The organism is Ignatzschineria sp. PL_is040, assembly GCF_055813795.1.
Window position 1 is genome coordinate 132,094 of the sequence record NZ_JBVPGU010000002.1, and the last position, 14,880, is coordinate 146,973.

At 40.9% G+C, this 14,880-nt stretch carries 14 protein-coding genes; 12 read left to right on the forward strand and 2 right to left on the reverse strand.

Annotation, left to right across the window (positions count from 1 at the left end; genetic code table 11):
• Positions 1 to 22 precede the first annotated feature (22 nt).
• From AC0SAP_RS04210 to AC0SAP_RS04255, 10 genes are all read left to right on the forward strand, one after another.
• Positions 23 to 1,873, forward strand: coding sequence for a tetratricopeptide repeat protein (locus AC0SAP_RS04210; protein WP_473383097.1), 1,851 nt, complete (start codon positions 23 to 25; stop codon positions 1,871 to 1,873).
• Between the two features lie 97 nt (positions 1,874 to 1,970).
• The gene (locus AC0SAP_RS04215; protein ID WP_473383098.1) at positions 1,971 to 2,786 is read left to right on the forward strand and encodes a symmetrical bis(5'-nucleosyl)-tetraphosphatase; all 816 of its coding nucleotides are present in this window, start codon (positions 1,971 to 1,973) and stop codon (positions 2,784 to 2,786) included.
• Positions 2,787 to 3,272: 486 nt separating this feature from the next.
• Positions 3,273 to 3,896 (forward strand): ribosome biogenesis GTP-binding protein YihA/YsxC, encoded by a 624-nt coding sequence (gene yihA, locus AC0SAP_RS04220; RefSeq protein WP_233146759.1) that lies wholly within the window; start codon positions 3,273 to 3,275, stop codon positions 3,894 to 3,896.
• Entirely contained in the window at positions 3,883 to 4,869 is a 987-nt protein-coding gene (locus tag AC0SAP_RS04225; protein ID WP_473383100.1) for a glucokinase, read from the forward strand. The genes yihA and AC0SAP_RS04225 overlap by 14 nt, the downstream gene beginning before the upstream one ends.
• Before the next feature lie 7 nt (positions 4,870 to 4,876).
• Positions 4,877 to 5,713, forward strand: coding sequence for a MurR/RpiR family transcriptional regulator (locus AC0SAP_RS04230; RefSeq protein ID WP_094566811.1), 837 nt, complete (start codon positions 4,877 to 4,879; stop codon positions 5,711 to 5,713).
• Between the two features lie 85 nt (positions 5,714 to 5,798).
• Positions 5,799 to 6,641 (forward strand): tRNA pseudouridine(38-40) synthase TruA, encoded by an 843-nt coding sequence (gene truA, locus AC0SAP_RS04235; RefSeq protein ID WP_286481230.1) that lies wholly within the window; start codon positions 5,799 to 5,801, stop codon positions 6,639 to 6,641.
• A 259-nt stretch (positions 6,642 to 6,900) separates the two neighbouring features.
• Positions 6,901 to 7,908: a tryptophan--tRNA ligase gene (trpS, locus tag AC0SAP_RS04240; RefSeq protein WP_473383101.1), complete on the forward strand. Its 1,008-nt coding sequence runs from the start codon at positions 6,901 to 6,903 to the stop codon at positions 7,906 to 7,908.
• Between the two features lie 131 nt (positions 7,909 to 8,039).
• Complete coding sequence (locus AC0SAP_RS04245; protein WP_473383103.1) at positions 8,040 to 8,822, forward strand: segregation and condensation protein A; 783 nt, start codon at positions 8,040 to 8,042, stop codon at positions 8,820 to 8,822.
• A gap of 92 nt (positions 8,823 to 8,914) precedes the next feature.
• A complete protein-coding gene (locus AC0SAP_RS04250; RefSeq protein ID WP_473383104.1) occupies positions 8,915 to 9,340 on the forward strand; it encodes a ComEA family DNA-binding protein in 426 nt (141 codons plus the stop codon).
• A gap of 221 nt (positions 9,341 to 9,561) precedes the next feature.
• Positions 9,562 to 10,146, forward strand: coding sequence for a hypothetical protein (locus AC0SAP_RS04255; protein WP_473383105.1), 585 nt, complete (start codon positions 9,562 to 9,564; stop codon positions 10,144 to 10,146).
• 63 nt (positions 10,147 to 10,209) lie between these two features.
• On the opposite strand, the gene AC0SAP_RS04260 is transcribed toward AC0SAP_RS04255, so the two are convergent.
• Both AC0SAP_RS04260 and AC0SAP_RS04265 read right to left on the reverse strand, forming a co-directional pair.
• Complete coding sequence (locus AC0SAP_RS04260; protein ID WP_286481236.1) at positions 10,210 to 11,268, reverse strand: YkvI family membrane protein; 1,059 nt, start codon at positions 11,266 to 11,268, stop codon at positions 10,210 to 10,212.
• 595 nt (positions 11,269 to 11,863) lie between these two features.
• Positions 11,864 to 12,952 carry an AI-2E family transporter gene (locus tag AC0SAP_RS04265; RefSeq protein WP_473383107.1) on the reverse strand — a complete coding sequence of 363 codons (1,089 nt, stop codon included), beginning with the start codon at positions 12,950 to 12,952 and terminating at the stop codon, positions 11,864 to 11,866.
• Positions 12,953 to 13,451: 499 nt separating this feature from the next.
• Between AC0SAP_RS04265 and AC0SAP_RS04270 the strand changes: the two genes are divergently transcribed.
• Positions 13,452 to 14,099 carry an RnfABCDGE type electron transport complex subunit B gene (locus tag AC0SAP_RS04270; RefSeq protein WP_094566803.1) on the forward strand — a complete coding sequence of 216 codons (648 nt, stop codon included), beginning with the start codon at positions 13,452 to 13,454 and terminating at the stop codon, positions 14,097 to 14,099.
• A 74-nt stretch (positions 14,100 to 14,173) separates the two neighbouring features.
• Entirely contained in the window at positions 14,174 to 14,809 is a 636-nt protein-coding gene (gene nth / locus AC0SAP_RS04275; protein ID WP_473383238.1) for an endonuclease III, read from the forward strand.
• The last annotated feature ends 71 nt before the right edge of the window (positions 14,810 to 14,880 follow it).

Here is a 14,880-nt window from a genome sequence, read left to right on the forward strand (position 1 = left end):
ACTAGCTACTATCGAGACTTGAATGAATAGATTTCTATTACAACGAGTGATCACTATGTTCTCTCTTTTTCGTTGCTATCTTCTCATAGTAAGCTTGATTCTTATCACAATGATTCTCACCTCGCTTGCAAGAGCGATTCAAGCAAAAGAGCTCCAATCTCCCGCAGTACTCTCTGCGGTGATCAATTCTTATAAAAAGATCTCCTCCTATCCTAAAAATGGCTATCCTCTTCTAATTGGTGCAGCAAAGTCGGTGCTCTACCAAAAATTGATGGCAGCACCACAAGAGGAATTGATAGAGGCACAGATCGAAATAATCCCAACCGCACCGCCGGCAGAGCTTCACGATGAGATCACCTCTATTATCGATCAATATGAGACTGAACAGAAAGGTGCTATTCGTCATGATAGTGCCATTGAGGATTATCTCCTCTTCACCCTTTTTCCCCATAGAAAAAGTGAAATTGTAGAGGAGCCTATCGCTCGCCCTTATGAAGAACATCTCCATCAAAATGATCTCTCCATGATTCGCATTGCCGATCGTATCGATCACTCTTTGAGTCTTCTTGAAGAGGAAGATCTTATCGAAGAGGAGATCAGTGAAGAGAGAGAAGACGATAATACAGAAGATCTTCTCGAAGATCCGCTTGAGGAAGAGGCGGAAGGTATTGAATTTACCGAGGAGATCACAGGTGAACTGACAACTGAGTTTTTAGAAGAATATTACGACAATATTCATACTTATGGTGCCGATCTTGATGAGGAGATAGAATCAGAACCTCTGATCTACCCTTATCTTCCAGATCCATTAGAGATTTTAGAAGAGGAAGCACTTATCGCTGACTTTAATAACTTGTCTCTTGAAAAGCAGATTGAACAACTGATTATTACCGGTGATTACTTTCTCTTAACAAGTGATAATGACAAAGCGCGTCAATACTATCTGCAAGCGATCAAGTTAGGAGCTAAAAAGAAAGACTCCCCCTTCTATGCTAAAGCATTGGTGAAATTGGCCGATATTGAAGAGAATCCTTTTCTTGCCCGTTTTCAATATACTCATGCGCTTGATCTCTATAAGACATTTTCAGGCTATGATATGGAGATCGCCGATATCTTAGTAAAGCTTGTCTGGACCTTCGATATGGCAACAGAAAGACTACTGATCTATGATCTTCTCTCTCAAGCAAAAAGTATCTTGGAAAATCATACCTTTACACCGCAATATACTGAAGTGCTGCGCAATCTAGCAGTCTATTATGAGACTGTAAATGATTTTGAAAAAGCAGATGCAAATTATAAGGCGGCGCTTGCGCTCGACCTACAACATCTTACCACCAATGATATTCGTACCATTCTTGCTCTTGAGAATTATGCTAGTTTCTACCTTAAATTTGCAGAACTCGAAAAAGCAGAAGAGATTCTTCTCTTTAAACTTGAGTCTCATGAAGCTGTATCACCGCCAGATTACTACAATCTTGGGAGAACACAATCGATGTTAGGATGGGTCAACCTTCAACTTGGAAATCATGAAGAGGCGCTCCACTACTACAGCAGCGCGCTGGGCAACATCAACTACAGTATTACTAAAAATCGCTTTATGCCACACTACTACTCTTTGCCGGCGATTTTAGATCTGATCTATCTCTTTGTCTCTACTGAAGAGTATGAAAAAGCGATTCCCTACTACAACTTTGCCATCTCTCTCTTAGAGAATGAGAATGAAGCTTACACCCTTGATTACCTTCGGACTGTTGATCGCGAAGAGATCTCACCCTCCGATATTGTTCACTATCCTTGGGCCTTTGAAGCAGAGGTAGAAGGATTGTTGAAGATAATGGAGTATGCCCCTTATGAAGGCGCGCAGCTTCACTAGATAGATTGTCACTCGATAGATTGAGCCGTCAATCAAGATCAGAGAAGAAGATACCGATAAATGATTGAAAAGAAGTATGATTGAAAAGGAGTAATAGATGGCAACCTATGTGATGGGCGATATTCATGGCTGCTTTGATGAATTTCAAGCCCTCTTAACAAAGATCAATTTCAAGCATCAAGAGGATCGTCTCTATCTTGTAGGAGATCTTATCAATAGAGGCCCTAAATCACTTGCTGTTATGGAGTATCTCTTAGCGCATCAAGATTCAATTTTTCCTATATTGGGAAATCATGATCTCTCTTATCTCGTCTATGCAGAAGGCTATACACGCCTCAAAAGAGGTGATACCTATCAAGAGTTGCTCGAAAGTCCGCTGGCCGATGAGATTCGCGAATATCTACGCCATCAACCCCTTATGCGCTACCTCCCTCAATTTAAGATCGCAATTGCCCATGCTGGAATTCCTCCATTTTGGAGTATTGAAGAGGCATTAAAATTGAGCAAAGAAGCGCAAGCTTATCTACAAAGTAGCGATCAAGAGAGATATCAGCAATTTATTCAATCGATGTTTGGCAACACACCTAATGCATGGTCTCCAACACTCCAAGGATTTGATAGAATTCGTGCCATTATCAATTACCTAACAAGAATGCGTTATCTCAACTTAGATTTAAGTCTCGATTTTGCTAACAAACTTGATCAATATGATGAAAAAGTGATGCTCCCTTGGTTCAAATTTGAACGTCCTAAACAGGAAGATAACCTCATTATTTTTGGTCATTGGGCAAGTCTCGGACGCCATTTCGAAAATAAGGCCTATGGGATCGATTCTGGTTGCGTTTGGGAAGGAGAACTCTCTTTAATAAGAGTTGATCAAAGACCTTTTGAGGTGACCTCCTTCTCTTTCTAAAGAGCCTCCTCTCCCATACTCTATCCTTCAATCATTTTAGCAATGTAGTTGTGCGATACAGTTGTATGATGCAGTTGCGTGAGGTGTAGTTATCAAATGTTGTTTTGCAATAAAATAGCTTAAGGTCAAAAATGACCAATAAAATATCGAATGGATTAAATATCGAATAGATTCAAATAATCATTTCGATAACGCATTCCGATAAATCATTTCCACAAAATTTAGATAGCAACTTGAATGATCATCAGATAGATCACTAAAAAATAGAGATAGAAATAGAGATAGAAATAGAGGAAGAAATAGGGGTAGAGATAGGGGGTAGAAATAGAGGCGAAAATCGAGACAAGAAGAGAAGAGATAAAAAACAAAATCGATCTAAAAACATCTTAATATCAAGCAGAGCGCCTCTCTTCTCTAAGGTGCATTTTCCCCTAATAAAGGGTAGAATATTGCGTTACACAATCCACGGACAGAGAGGAAGATTACATGACGCAAGATATTCGCTCCTTATTAAGAAAAACCACTTTTAAAACGAGCGCAAATGGTTTAAATCAACTTCCTGATAGCCGTGCTGAGATCGCTTTCGCTGGTCGCTCAAATGCAGGAAAATCGAGCGCCCTCAATCTGATTACCGGGCAGAAAACATTAGCAAGAACCAGTAAAACCCCTGGGCGAACACAACTAATTAACTACTTTGAAGTCTTAGATGATCTCTATCTCGTAGACCTTCCCGGCTATGGTTATGCCAAAGTACCATTACCGATGCGTGAACATTGGCAAAAGATATTACAAGGCTACTTTGAAGAGCGAAAACAGCTCGATGCGCTGATTATGTTGATGGATTCCCGCCATCCACTAACAGAGCTTGATAAACAGATGCTCCATTGGTGTGAATATCAAGAGCTACCCACCCATATCCTCTTAACTAAAGCAGATAAATTGAGTAAAAATGAGGCGAGTAAAGCGCTTCATCACGTTCGTAAAGTTGTTGAAAATGAATTTACCATGCCTATTACAGTACAACTCTTCTCCTCAACAAAACCTGAGATAGGACTCAACGAAGCTTTACAATATCTTGGAGCATGGATCAATCATCATGAAGCAGAGTGATGTTTCAACACTGATTACCGATATGGGCGCAACGTTTACACGTATCGCCTATATCGACTCAGAGGGAGCAATCAGCCATATTCGTAAATATCTCTCTTCTGATTTTCCCTCCCCTACTGAACTAATTGAACAATACTTAAGGGATGTAACACCGCCGGCACCCCATCAATTACTGATGGCGATCGCAGCACCGATTCAAGGGGATCAGATCTCTCTGAGTAATAATCATTGGCACTTTAGCCTCAAAGAGATGGCAGATCGACTCTCTCTAAAAGTGAAGCCTTTCAATGATTTTGCCGCTCTTGCAGCATCACTTGATCATCTTACAGAGAGAGAAGTCGTCAGAATCGATAGCGCACAAGAGAGTGCCTCGCCTTTTAACAATCACCCTAAAGCAGTGATTGGTTCTGGTACCGGCTTTGGTTCTGCGCTTCTGATCTCTACCTCTACAGGAAGCTTTACCATTGCTGCAGAAGGGGGACAAGCGCTCTACCCGCCACAAGATCAAGAAGAGATCGCGATCCTTAAATTAGTAGAGCAGACACTTCATCGCCCTGTTACCATTGAAGATCTTCTAGGATGTCAAAGAGGTATCCCTCGCCTTATCATGGCGATGGCAAAAATTTATGGACAAACGCCGGTCGACTTCTCATCTGCTAAAGGCTTACTAGCAGCCGCATTAGAGGAAAAGATGCCCTTTGCAATTGCGGTCCTCTCCCGTTATTGCGCCATGTTAGGAAATGTTGCGGCCAATACACTTCTGACAAGTGGTGCATTAGGAGGGATCTATATTGCCGGCGGCTTTGCGCCTCGCTTTGAGTCTTTTCTTCTCGATTCCCCTTTTAGAGAAGCGTTTTGTAACAGAAGTCATATTGATGAGATCTTGACACAAGTCCCGACCTATCTCATCAAACACCCTTATGCTACTTTGATCGGATTAAAACAGATCCTATCTAACCATTATCAATCGTGAGGAGCTCATGTTATCTCATATCCAAAATAACTATCATCATCTTCGGAAATCTGAAGCAAAAGTTGCTGATTGGGTCTTAGCTCATCCTAATGAAGCGGTTGACCTCTCAATCAGTGCATTAGCAGAGAAAGCGGGGGTTTCTGAACCTACCATTATGCGTTTCTGTCATGCTTTAAACTATGAAGGCTTTCATACCTTTAAACAGCTTCTTGCTAAGAGCTTACGCTCCGGTGTTCCCTTTGTGCATGGAAGTATCTCCCCCCATGATTCTACCGCAAGCATTATTATCAAATTGATCGATCAATCGAGCGCTGCACTTCTCAATATGAAAAACTTTCTCAAAGAGGAGGATCTCGATCAAGCAATCGGACTACTTGAGCAGGCTAATCAGGTCATGTGTATTGGTCACGGTGTCTCTGGCGTTGTGGCTAATGATATCCAACAGAAGCTATTACGAGTCGGTATCCCCGTCTCTGCCTATACAGATCACCATGTTCATAGCTTAGCGGCGAGTCTCTTAACGCCTAAAGATGTCTTGATCGCTGTCTCCCATACAGGAAAGAGCCAAGATGTGATCGATTCTGCTGATCTTGCCCTCTCTAATGGTGCGAAAGTGATCGCCTTTGCTCCCAAAAACTCCCCCTTAAGCTACCATGCTACCGTTGTTTTAGAGTCTGGAACAAAAGAGGATACTTCAGAATATATGCCGATGATCTCTCGTCTTGCTGATCTTGCTATTGTCGATATCCTTCTAGTGACTTTAGCCCTTAAAAAGGGGCCTGAGTTTAGAATTGCAATGGAGAACTCACTCAAAATTATCGACTCAAAGCGGACAAAAGAGTAGTTTTTAGAGAAGACCTCTTTTACACAACAACCTATAAAATCTTAGAAATTACAAGATTATAAAATCTACGAAATTACGAAACTTTATGAAATCACATTGTCACAGTAGCGTTAGCGTAGAAAGTGCGCAAGAAGAACAAACTGCCCCATATCGCTATGCACTTCTTATTGAGTATGATGGAACTGAATTTAAAGGCTGGCAAAAACAGCTCAATCCTCCTGTCCGCTCAGTAGAAGCGGTATTGGAAAAAGCAGTCAGTTTTGTGGCAAATGAAGAGATTAAACTAGTCTGTGCCGGACGAACAGATGCAGGCGTACATGGAATCAATCAGATTGCTCATTTTGATAGCAACGCTATTCGTGAAAAACGTGCGTGGATGTTGGGTATCAACTCTAATCTTCCCCCCGATTGTGCGGTAAGAGATATCACGGAAGTCTCTTCCCAATTTCATGCTCGATTTAGCGCCGTTAGCCGTACCTATCGCTACTTTATCTACAATCATCCCTATCGCAGTCCACTACTAAGAACTCAAAGCCTCTGGTGTTACCATCCGCTCGATATCATCAAGATGGAACGCGCAGCACAAGCTCTTATTGGAGAGCATGACTTCTCTGCTTTTCGCTCATCAGAGTGTCAAGCAACAACACCCTTTCGTAATCTACATCATATTACCTTTACACAGAAAGGCCCTCTGCTGGAGATCGAACTTAAAGCGAATGCATTTCTCCACAATATGGTGAGAAATATTGTAGGCACCCTGCTCGAAGTAGGCTTAGGTAAAGAGGAGATAATCTATCCTCAAAGGGTATTAGAGAGTCTCGACAGAACTCAAGGCGGTATCACCGTTCCTCCTCAAGGACTACATCTCTACCAGGTGGAATATCCTGAAGCGATCAATCCTCAATTAATGCTCACCATAAGGGAGTAGAGACTTCAGCCTGAGTTTTGAGGATGATCTTCTCAATATCGAGATATGACTAGCGCAATTTTAGTCGCATAATTAGCTACACCATTTAAGATGCTCTATTCAAGACACTCTATTCAAGATACTCTATTTAAGATTATCTATTTAAGAATGAAAATAGAGTATCATTGACAGACCTTATTAATAAAAGACCTTATTAAAGCAATAGAGAGATCTTCTCTGATCCCAATTGCTGATTCTAATTTGCAATAAAGGAATTAAAATGAAACAGAAGACAGTTTTAACAGGAATTAGTACAACAGGAACCCCCCATTTGGGAAATTATGCCGGCGCAATTCGCCCTGCAATTGAGTTGAGTAAAACTCATGATAGTGCTTACTTCTTCCTAGCTGACCTTCACTCTTTAATCAAATGCCAAGATCCCGAATTGGTCAATCAATCTCGCCTTGAGATTGCCGCTACCTGGATGGCCCTTGGACTAGATACCGATAAAGCAATTTTTTATCGCCAATCAGATATTGAAGAGATTCCGCAAATTACCTGGCTTCTTAACTGTGTTACGGCAAAAGGGACAATGAATCGTGCTCACGCCTATAAAGCAGCGGTTGATGATAACATCGCACAGGAGAATGATCCTGATCGTGGAGTTACCATGGGGCTCTTCTCCTACCCCGTTCTAATGGCTGCCGATATCTTAACATTTAATGCAGACCTCGTTCCTGTCGGTAGCGATCAGCGTCAACATGTTGAGATTGCTCGTGAAATTGCACAGCGCTTCAACCATATCTACCAATCTGAGTTCTTTGTTATGCCACAAGAAGTGATCGATGATGAAACTGCGATTTTACCCGGTCTTGATGGTCGCAAGATGAGTAAATCCTACAACAATACAATCCCTCTCTTCTTACCTGAGAAGAAGCTACAAAAATCGATCAATCGTATTGTGACAAACTCTCTAGAACCTGGTGAGCCCAAAGATCCTGATAGTGCGCATCTATACGATATCTACAAAGCCTTTGGTAGCGCTGAAGAGACTGCGGCTTTCCGTGCAGCTCTCATTGATGGGATGGGTTGGGGGGATGCGAAAAAAGCGCTCTTTAATCTCATCAATGATCAGATCAAAGAAGCAAGAGAACGTTACTATGAGCTGATGGCAAATCCTCATATTATTGAAGAGACTCTACAAAAAGGGGCCGAAAAAGCACGTATCCCGGCAAGAGAGATGTTACTAAAATTAAAAGATGCTGTTGGTCTGAGAAATTTTATCTAACCCTTTTGGCAGAAATAATGTAAGGAGTAGCTCATCACTACTCCTGATTTTTCACGATAAGTAATAAAATATTTAGTTAATAATAAAATAAATAGCAACAATAAAAGAGAGATAAAGGATGCTCAATAGATATGAGTGAACATGACAATATTGCGATCTTTAAAGGAGAACAACTCAATCTTCCGGTAGATCTCTTTATCCCCCCAGATGCTTTTGAAATTTGGCTCGATCAATTTGAGGGTCCGCTCGATCTACTACTCCATATTATCCGAAAAAACAACTTCGATATCCTCGATATACCTATTAGCGATATTACAACGCAATATATGTCCTATATCGATTATCTAGAAGAGGAACGCTTTGAACTTGCATCTGAATATCTTGTTATGGCTGCCTGGTTAGCGGAGATTAAATCTCGCATTCTACTTCCAACACCTGAAGTAGATGAGAGCGAAGAAGAGATCGATCCACGTCAAGAGCTTATTCGTCGTCTACAGATCTATGCGCAATATAAAGAGGTCGCAATCCAACTTTCAGAGCGAGAGATCTTCTACCGAGATATTTTTCCCATCTCCCCAGATACCCCTAATATTGTTGTGGAAACACCAGAACCCACAATTGAACTCTCGCAACTTCTTAAAGCATTAGAAAAAATTATTGCGAGGGCTGATCTTCACCAAAAGCATCAGATTAAATCGGAAAAGATCTCTATTAATGATCGTATTGATCAGATTATTACCCGTCTAACGCCGGAAAAACCGATTGCATTTACGGAACTCATCGATCCTGCTGAAGGTCGCTATGGCATTACAATCTCCTTTCTCTCACTCCTTGAATTAGCGCGAAAACAGCAGATCCTTCTCACCCAAGAAGAGGCTTATAGCGATATCTTAATCGCCCTCGCTACAGAGTAGTTTCCCATCTATTCAAAGAGTTACCTACAGTTAAAGTTGCTTATTTTTAGAAGGTTTATCTTCCTAACCATTTGAAATAAGGAGTTTTTATAATGAATAAGGTAACCTCAATTTATAAACGAGTAGTGTTCTCTATCTCATTGCTCATATCAGCACTTCTCCTATCACTTGCCCATTCAGCACCTATCAATATCAATAGCGCTGATGTCGATACCATTATGGAGAACTTAACGAATATAGGGCCCGTTAAGGCAACCGCGATTGTTGAATATCGTGAGCAGAATGGCCCCTTTAAACGTGTGGAAGATCTTCTTGCTGTCAAAGGTATTGGCGAAAAAACATTAGAAGCCAATCGCGATAATATCATTATTGATGAGATGATTAGTGATGTTACAAGCGCCACAAATGTTACAGACAATACAACGAGTGACGCAACTACAGATAAGGCGCCGACAGAGAGAGTCGCAGATAATCCGCAATCGAATAACCCACAACAAAATTCTACTACTGAGAAGTAGAGGATCAGAGGAGACAAGGGAGAGATATCTCCTCGCTCATAACTCTCAATGCTCTCCCTAACTCAACTATCTCCTCCCGGGCAGCCGCTATATTAGATATAGTTGTAATATAGCGAGCTGCTCATCTTTTCTGTCGATCAAACGTTTCTATAGATAAAGTTTTCCATAATATTTTTCTGTAACGCTTTTCCGTAACGCTTCACCAAGATATCGAGTCTGTTATGAATGGCAAAAGCCCATCCTTCAACGCAACCGACGAGTCCGGCGCCACACTTATCGAGCTCCTATTTACTCTTCTTCTCATCGCTCTGCTCTTCTTCTCCCTCTCTCCACTCTACCACTCCCTTGAGGAATCACTAACTTTAGAGATTGCAAAGTTTCACCTGAAACAAGATCTGCAGATGGCTAAAAATTTAGCCTCTTTAGAGGAGCGATCTATTACACTCTGTGGAAGTCGTGATGGATACCAATGTCTAGATGAAGAGGAGAGAAGCTGGCCCGGATGGTTACTCTTTTATGATGACATGCAACAATTTACCCCCTCTCAAGAATCAATATTGCACTACTATCCTCTCTTCGAAAAGAGCAATCAGAAATTGATCTTAACAACAACGGCAAATATCGGCGGTGGACTCAATATTAGTGCTCGGAGAGAGTATGCCTATGGGATGGCACGCTCTATCGCTAATGGCAGAATCAATATCTGCCGGCAAGGAGGTCGTAACACCTCTTTCGATTCTTACCCCTCTTTTATCATTAATGTCTATGGCTATTTTCGCCTCACAGCAGAAAAGGGTAGCTGTTAAAAGCTACCCTTCTCTTTTATCATCTTCATGATCTCATCATCATTTTATCTAATGATACAGATACTACTTCTTCTCCGCCATCTTACGTAACTTGAAAGGTGCATAGATTAAGATCGCAATTAAGAAGAGTCCTAAATAGCCAATTAATGGATAGAAGTAAGCAATAAGATCGGTAAAACCAACAAAGCTAGCCACATATCCAACGGCACCTGTTACAATCGCAAAGATATAAGATTTTTTAGTCTGCATCGTCGTAAAACGCGCCACAAAAGCGTAGTACATTGCAACGCCGGTGTTGTAGATCATCCCAAAGAGAACAACCGCCATAAACCCACCTAATACAGGAGAGATATCTTGGATGATTTTCAATAATGGTAATGGGTAATTTCCAACAATATCGACTTTTAAGAAGATCGCTAAATGGGCTAAGAGAATTAAGAGCCCGACGCCAATTCCGCCTAAAAAACCGCCCCATGTTGCAATCTTAACATTCGGCTCACTTCCGCCCATAACGAGCGCCATTCCAGCACCTACCGCAATATTAAATGAGACATAGTTAATCGCAGAAACAAACCAGTTAGGTAGAGATGTCTCGATACTTGTTGCAATGGGCTCTAAAACATCTAAATCTTGACTATAAGTAAAAAGACTATAAGTACAAATAACCACTAAAGCTACGATTAAGAAGGGAGTAATACTTCCGATAAGTGAGATCACTCGATGGATCGGCATCAAGACCGTCGCAACAATCAAAACAGTCATCACTAAACTACCGATAAAGGGAGAAAGCCCCAGAAATTGAGTTCCTAAGCTTCCTGCTCCAGCAACCATTACAACACCGACACCAAAAAGCGTTAAAACTAAAATGGCATCGACCACAACGCCTAATGTTTTTCCACTTAAAGAGTAGATCGCCTCGCTATGGGAGTGGACTTTCATGATACTCCCAATACGGGTCAACATCATTCCCATATAAGCAAAGAGGACAGTGGCAACAAAAGCACCGACAATCCCCATATAACCGAAACTTGTAAAATATTGTAGAATCTCTTGCCCTGACGCAAATCCCGCCCCGACAATAATTCCCACGAATGCACTTGCAATACGCAGTACCTGAAACATAACTCCTCCTCATGTAATGGTTCTGTTTTCGTTCTGTTTTCGTTCTGTTTTGTTCTATTTTATCGCTTATCTTTTATAATACTTTCGGGTTGTGGTTCAACCTCTTCTTCAGATCGATAATAATTCATAGTAATTTGGTGATTATCTGTTTAAAACCACCATCGAAACAATCGATCTCTTTTTATATTTTATATTTTGTACTTTGTACTTTCTATACTATTGTCACTTCTATCACTGAATCACGCCGGGGATCACCCATAAAAGAGCGCCTCAATCAATAAGGCGCTCTCTTCAGTAACAGTTTCAACATATAACACGTTGCATGCTAAATCTATTTATTGATAAACAAATAGACAAATCAATGTTTTTAAATTTTCTCTTAACCGATCATTTAATCGATATAAGATAATTTATCTCCTTGATCCTTAATGTTAATATAACAAACAACAATAAAAATAAGGATAAAACAATATCAAAATATTATATCTAAACATTGTAAGAGAAATAATTAATCAGCAATAATCGTCAAGAAAAAAGTATCAAGAAATATCTTTAAAAAAGAGTATTCCGAGAGAATAGCAATAATAGCAAGAACCTACTCCGACACCTTTGACTCACTCTTTGGGCCATTATAAAATTCACTCTTAAGATATCGGTGATAGAGAAAGCGAAGTGCAACCATCAATACCGCACATGCGGGCAATGCTAAAAGCACCCCAGTAAATCCAAAAAGCGTTCCCCCCGCCATCAAAGCAAAGACGACGGCAATTGGGTGCATTCCTAGTTTATCACCAATCAAAATGGGCGTTAGAACAAAGCTCTCCATCAATTGCCCAATCGCAAAAACGATACCTACAAAGAAGAGATGGGTTAAAGTTCCATATTGAAACCAAGCAACAGTTAACCCCATAATCACCCCTGAAGTTGCACCAAAATAGGGGACAAAGCTGATTAAGCCAGCAATCATGCCGATCACCAAACTATACTCTACCCCGACAATAGTCAAACCAATACCGTAGATACAGGCTAGACAGAACATCACAGTTAATTGCCCACGTAGAAAACCACTCAACATAAAGTTCGCTTCATGAAAAAAGCGCATCGCTTGCGGAAAGATTGTCCGAGGTATTAAAGTCTCAAATCGTTCAGTAATACTGACCCAATCACGCATCACATAGAAAGTGATCATTGGAATTAAGAAGAGACTGACCAGGAAACCCACTATCCCCATAATAATAGCGCTAATTGAAGGTGCAATTTTTGAGGTAATTTCACCAAGATAGTTGAGAGATTTTGTCAATGCTTGACGTGCCTCATACTGATTCTCTTTTAAACTCTCTAAAGAGAGATATTTCTCTAGCCGGGGAAAGATATTATCTTGCACCCAGAGATAGTAGGTTGGCACTTTATCGACAAAAGCTAAGATCTGATTAAGAAGCTGTGGAATGACGACGGTTAAAAGTAGCACCAATAGAAGTAATAACCCGGCAAAGACAATTGTGACCGCTAAGACTCTTGGAATCCTTTTCGATTGAATCTTTTCCACTAAAGGATTACCTAAATAGGCTAAACCAAACGCAATTAAGAAAGGGATTAAAACAGCGGCTAAACGATGAATGAGGTAGAGTGTTATTATTACTCCGATCCAAAAAAATATAAGACGATTAACCCGGTCAAATTGCATGCAGACTCCTATCGATTTCTATCAATATTTCTAAAATATACTAGGTGAGATATATTATCGGGATATTAAGGGATATTAAGGGATATTAATAATAACCATCAACTCCCCAATGATGCTCTCTATTCTACGCAACTTTACCTTAAAAGCCGACCTATTTAAGTGATAGAGAGAAAAAATAGAATACAAATCATTAAGTGCATCAACTGCTTAAGTATGCCTTAATAGCACTTAAGTAAATGGCAAAGCGTCTTACAAATCACCGATTAAAAATGGAAGAGAATTGCGAAAGTGACACCAATCTCCTATGATTATGAACTCCGAGCTCTTATGGAATATCTCATAAGTATGTCATGAGTATGTCATGAGTATGCCATGAGCATTTCACGATAAAAATAGTGAACCGAGACACCAATCGCCTCATCAAGCGATTGATCAATCATACGACTTACCCACCCTTAATAATCAATAGATCAACAGATCAACAGATAGACTAGATAGAATGCAACAGAGAACGCAACAGAATCAAGATCTTTTAATCGATGCGGTAGATGCCCTTTTACCACAAACCCAATGTGAGCAGTGCCAATACCAAGGTTGCTTTGCCTATGCGGAGGCTATTGTCCGTGATGATGCACCTATTAATCGCTGCCCTCCCGGAGGCGATCGGGTTATTGCTGCATTGAGTGAGCTCTTAACACGCCCAATACTCCCCTTAAATGAGTCGCTAGGTCACTATAAGCCCCCTCAAGTTGTTCGTATAGAAGAGCCCTACTGTATCGGCTGCATGAAGTGCATTTTAGCTTGTCCCGTTGATGCAATTGTCGGCGCACGTCGCTTGATGCATACTATTATCACCGAAGAGTGTACTGGATGTGAGCTCTGTATTCCCCCCTGCCCCCTCAACTGTATCGTGATTGAGCCTCTAGACCCGCAGTTAGCAGCTTCTCCGATAGGACTCTCCGCTTGGGAGAAACAGCGTGCTGAAAAGTCACGTCAAAGGTATCGCGCAAAAAAAGCACGAGAAGCAGCACGAACCAATATTACAGATACACAGCCTCCTCAAGAAAAAGAGCTGGCTGACCCGGCACCTAAGGCAAAAATGCTTGATCTAATCGCTCTGGCAAAGAAGAGTTATGAAGAGCGCTAAATAGCGACTGAAAAATTGAATTGAAACAGAAAAAGAGAGTAATGATGAGTAAGAATAAAGAGTATCAGCGCCTCATGAATCGGGAAGAGATCACCCAGTTTTTCACAATATTACGGAATGAAAACCCTGAACCGAAGACAGAATTGATCTACCACTCCACCTTTGAGCTTTTAGTGGCTGTGCTTCTCTCTGCACAATCTACCGATGTGGGCGTTAATAAAGCGACAAAAGGGCTCTTTGCCGCAGCTAATACGCCTCAAGCGATGTATGACTTAGGTGAAGAGAAGATTAAGGAATATATTCGAACATTAGGTCTCTATAATTCTAAGGCAGCTAACTTACATAAAACTTGTGGTATTTTAGCAACGAAATATCAAGGAGAGGTTCCTAATGAGCGAGCCGCTTTAGAAGCGCTTCCCGGCGTTGGTCGAAAAACAGCGAATGTCATCCTCAATACCGCCTTTCGTCAGCCTACAATGGCTGTTGATACCCATATCTTTCGCCTCTCAAATCGCACAGGATTAGCACCGGGTAAAAATGTTCGAGAAGTGGAGGATAAACTGCTCAAAAGGATTCCTAAAGAGTTTCTTCTCGATGCCCACCACTGGCTTATTCTTCATGGTCGTTATACCTGTATTGCACGCAAACCTCGTTGTGCATCTTGTCTGGTCTATCACCAGTGTCAATATTTAGAGAAGACCAATGAGTAGAAACAAAAATAGAAATAGAAATAGAAATAGATAAGGGCGAGATCATTCCTCTCGCCCTTCTTAAATTCGAT

Bases quoted from the DNA above. Each gene is read 5' to 3' on its own strand.
- nth (WP_473383238.1), top strand. From the start codon at position 14,174: ATGAATCGGGAAGAGATCACCCAGTTTTTCACAATATTACGGAATGAA.
- AC0SAP_RS04270 (WP_094566803.1), top strand. From the start codon at position 13,452: ATGCAACAGAGAACGCAACAGAATCAAGATCTTTTAATCGATGCGGTA.
- AC0SAP_RS04260 (WP_286481236.1), bottom strand. From the start codon at position 11,268: ATGTTTCAGGTACTGCGTATTGCAAGTGCATTCGTGGGAATTATTGTC.
- AC0SAP_RS04210 (WP_473383097.1), top strand. From the start codon at position 23: ATGAATAGATTTCTATTACAACGAGTGATCACTATGTTCTCTCTTTTT.
- trpS (WP_473383101.1), top strand. From the start codon at position 6,901: ATGAAACAGAAGACAGTTTTAACAGGAATTAGTACAACAGGAACCCCC.
- yihA (WP_233146759.1), top strand. From the start codon at position 3,273: ATGACGCAAGATATTCGCTCCTTATTAAGAAAAACCACTTTTAAAACG.
- truA (WP_286481230.1), top strand. From the start codon at position 5,799: ATGAAATCACATTGTCACAGTAGCGTTAGCGTAGAAAGTGCGCAAGAA.
- AC0SAP_RS04245 (WP_473383103.1), top strand. From the start codon at position 8,040: ATGAGTGAACATGACAATATTGCGATCTTTAAAGGAGAACAACTCAAT.
- AC0SAP_RS04230 (WP_094566811.1), top strand. From the start codon at position 4,877: ATGTTATCTCATATCCAAAATAACTATCATCATCTTCGGAAATCTGAA.
- AC0SAP_RS04255 (WP_473383105.1), top strand. From the start codon at position 9,562: ATGAATGGCAAAAGCCCATCCTTCAACGCAACCGACGAGTCCGGCGCC.
- AC0SAP_RS04265 (WP_473383107.1), bottom strand. From the start codon at position 12,952: ATGCAATTTGACCGGGTTAATCGTCTTATATTTTTTTGGATCGGAGTA.
- AC0SAP_RS04215 (WP_473383098.1), top strand. From the start codon at position 1,971: ATGGCAACCTATGTGATGGGCGATATTCATGGCTGCTTTGATGAATTT.
- AC0SAP_RS04225 (WP_473383100.1), top strand. From the start codon at position 3,883: ATGAAGCAGAGTGATGTTTCAACACTGATTACCGATATGGGCGCAACG.
- AC0SAP_RS04250 (WP_473383104.1), top strand. From the start codon at position 8,915: ATGAATAAGGTAACCTCAATTTATAAACGAGTAGTGTTCTCTATCTCA.